General features: G+C 35.9%; 6 protein-coding genes. 4 read left to right on the top strand and 2 right to left on the bottom strand.

From position 1 onward, the window contains the following. From JMI89_RS11600 to JMI89_RS11585, 4 genes are all read left to right on the top strand, one after another. Positions 1 to 619 (top strand): hypothetical protein (locus JMI89_RS11600; RefSeq protein WP_220680156.1); only part of this gene is annotated, 619 nt, incomplete at its 5' end. Beyond that, positions 616 to 1140 (top strand): hypothetical protein, encoded by a 525-nt coding sequence (locus tag JMI89_RS11595; protein ID WP_220680155.1) that lies wholly within the window; start codon positions 616 to 618, stop codon positions 1138 to 1140. The genes JMI89_RS11600 and JMI89_RS11595, both read left to right, overlap by 4 nt. Positions 1141 to 1374: 234 nt before the next feature. Continuing rightward, a complete protein-coding gene (locus JMI89_RS11590) occupies positions 1375 to 2259 on the top strand; it encodes a hypothetical protein (RefSeq protein WP_220680154.1) in 885 nt (294 codons plus the stop codon). Next, entirely contained in the window at positions 2256 to 2531 is a 276-nt protein-coding gene (locus tag JMI89_RS11585; RefSeq protein ID WP_220680153.1) for a hypothetical protein, read from the top strand. Before JMI89_RS11590 ends, JMI89_RS11585 begins: the two co-directional genes overlap by 4 nt. Before the next feature lie 43 nt (positions 2532 to 2574). Here the strand turns inward: JMI89_RS11585 and JMI89_RS12175 are convergent, their stop codons facing one another. Together JMI89_RS12175 and JMI89_RS11955 are read right to left on the bottom strand one after the other, a co-directional pair. Beyond that, positions 2575 to 2715: a SymE family type I addiction module toxin gene (locus JMI89_RS12175; RefSeq protein WP_370633748.1), complete on the bottom strand. Its 141-nt coding sequence runs from the start codon at positions 2713 to 2715 to the stop codon at positions 2575 to 2577. Between the two features lie 57 nt (positions 2716 to 2772). Further along, a complete protein-coding gene (locus tag JMI89_RS11955) occupies positions 2773 to 2904 on the bottom strand; it encodes a hypothetical protein (RefSeq protein ID WP_255562901.1) in 132 nt (43 codons plus the stop codon). Positions 2905 to 2976 lie beyond the last annotated feature (72 nt).

The raw sequence follows: 2976 nt of genomic DNA, 5'->3' as shown, positions 1-2976 counted from the left end.
ACCAACCGAAGTGACAATATCCATTGACAAAATCAGCTTAAATCAGAAGAATGTGATTGAGCTAAAGGAATTTAATGTTGGAAAGGGGACGAATGCTGTAAAAGGTAATGATGTTTTGCCAAATTACAAAGTTAGTGATATATCAAAAATTGAGGATCCTGCTTTAAATACATCTATAATAAGAAGTTATTTGGCAAATTATGTAAAAAAAGGTGATGTGGAAGGAATTTCTGTGGCAACAGGTTCAATTACTGTAAATGGTAAAACTGAATATGTTTTGGCTGTTAGTGGAAAATCCTGGAAAGGTAATATGCCAACTTCTGTTAATATTAATGGTGTAAATTATAAAGTCATTGTAGAAGATTCTAACAGTGTACGCAATTATCCGTCATCAGCAACACAAACTAACTTTAATCATGCAGAACATAAATTATTTAGTTATATTAAAGATAACTATGCAGGGCAAAAAGTGGACATAAAGATATCTGTTGAAAATACTTCAAAAATAAAACCTGGTATGTGCAATGGATGTAATGGTTCAGGTGTTAAATTTGCTGAAGAAATGGGGGAAAATGCTAATATACATATATACCAAGGTTCAACAGGGAAAAAACCATGATTAATCAAGAGTTAATAAATTATTTACATTCAGTATATCCTGAATTACCTATTGATATCAGCTATATAAAAGGTTATTCAGATTATGAAATAGCAAAAATAGCACGGCTTTATAATATAAAGATTACAGGGCAATTATATGATTTTTTATTAAGTATGGGACGGTGTAGTGGAGGATTTTTTGGTGATGATCCTCTTATTTTCTATAGAGAACAGAAAACAGTAAGGTCTCATTTTCTATCACAATATGGACTATGGGATGATCTCAGAAATATCCAACAATTTGAATATTGCGATAAAAAACCCTTTTTAATATCAATTGAATCTGAAACTCAGTATTTTTTCTTATTAACTGATTCAGTTAATCCAGATTTGGTTTATCATTATGATGAAAATGAAGAAACTATACAAGAAACAAATAAAACTTTTTATGAGTATTTAAGACATTTAGTAAATACTGATACTCGACATTATATAAAAAATATGGCATTTGATTATTCTGGTGAATTAATCAACATCTGAAAACTAAGATCCCAGATTCAAACTGGGAATCTTTTTTCTTTTTAGTTGCGTCCTTCAATCCGAATCACTAACACTCCCTGTTGAGCATTAATGATTACCAGCTGCTCGGTGGTAAAGCTAAAAGCTTACTGTCACCTGCCTTTAATGGTCAGTTGTAGCGCTGGTGCTTTGTCTGTGGTTGATTTAGCATAAATACTAGATAATTACCTTTACGGTGACGAGATTAAAGAAACGGTGCTGGAGAATCTACCGAGAATAACCGGTGCAGCACAGGTTGCCAGTGGTATCATGAATCTTTACGTTGCAGCGGCAATTGGTCGAGTGGGTGTCGGGGCGCCATTAGCGGCGGCAATTGGCTTTGTGGCATTAGATAATATCCAGGCTGGCGCGCGTTCAATGTGGAGTAACGAGGTAACTCCGACCCACGGTGGCGAGTTGATAGAATGGTCAGGATTAGTAGCTAAAGGTTATGGTGAAATCGCCTATACACTGATTGATATTGGTTTAATCACTAAATCCTCATCAGTAGTCAAAATGGCAACCCAAACCGAAAATGTGATTAAACTGGACACAACAACCGCCGTAAAAGTCGGACAGACAATCAAACCGACGGAAGTGACAATATCCATTGACAAAATCAGCTTAAATCAGAAGAATGTGATTGAACTAAAGGAATTTAATGCTGGAAGGGGGACGGCAGGGTCTTTACAAGGAAAAATACTCGGTGAGTATACGGCAATAAAACCAGTCCCGCTAACGGATGATTTAGCAGGGACTTTTACTGGCGGCAAGTATAAAGAAGTTGTATTACAACAAGACACTATCCTATATAGAGCAGGTACAGCAGATAAGCCATTTGGTCAATTTTTTAGTGTGGAATCCCCTCAAGGTGTTTTACAAACACGCATAGATAAAGCGGTCTTACCACAATGGCCTGGTGGAGGTACTTCACCTATTGATTCATCAATAGCTATAAAGATCCCCGCAGGTACAAAAGTTTACGTTGGTGAAGTTGGCTCTCAGAATGGAATTTATGTCGGTGGAACACAGCAAATAGTTGTCCCTAAGTCATGGACAATAAAGGGAATAGAGATCATAGAGGTTAAACCATTAAAATGATTAATAATATTGAAAAGATAAAAGAGATCCTTGTTGAGATATCGACATTATTAATAAAAGGTAACTATCCTGATTGGGGAAGCAGCTTTATAAAATTTAGTAAGGAAATAGAGTCTGATCCTGAGTTTATAAAAAGCGAGCTATCAAAGCTTTATGGTGGCATGGGCTCTTTTAATGACATTGTGCTTTATGAGGATAGAAAACCATTGATAGATGAAAATGATAGGTTATATTTTTTAAGGACACAACTATTTGAATTAATTAACCATTAATAACATGATCCCAGCCTAAAAATGGGATCATGTTATTCACTTTCTAGAGCTGCATCGCAAGTTCAACAATCAACTTGCCCTGTTCAATCTTAACGATAACAGGGTAGCCGACATAACCCCCTATCTGCTCCAGCCACCTGCCTTTAATGGTCAGTTGTGGTCTGGGTTTTGTACCGTGTTGTATTATATTATGGTTTTATATTATGTAGTTAATAGAAGTGTATAACGTTTTGTGAGCGAATCATTGCGTTTTTAAGATTAATTCTATTTGCTTTTGGTCATTTAGATTATGCAATGCCGGTAAAAGCGTTGCCCCATGAATGACTGCTAACTGACAGCGCCTATCTTTTTCTTGCCCTTCACACAGCGGCATGCTATAACTAACCGAATTCGTGTATAAAGAGTCATAACTACCATTCTAATAATAAACGCGCTAAGGAATAGC

This window comes from Frischella sp. Ac48 (assembly GCF_019641635.1).
In the GTDB taxonomy this organism is placed as follows: Bacteria; Pseudomonadota; Gammaproteobacteria; order Enterobacterales; family Orbaceae; genus Frischella; species Frischella japonica.
Note: the sequence above shows the minus strand (reverse complement) of the source record. Positions and strands in the feature narration are given on the sequence as shown.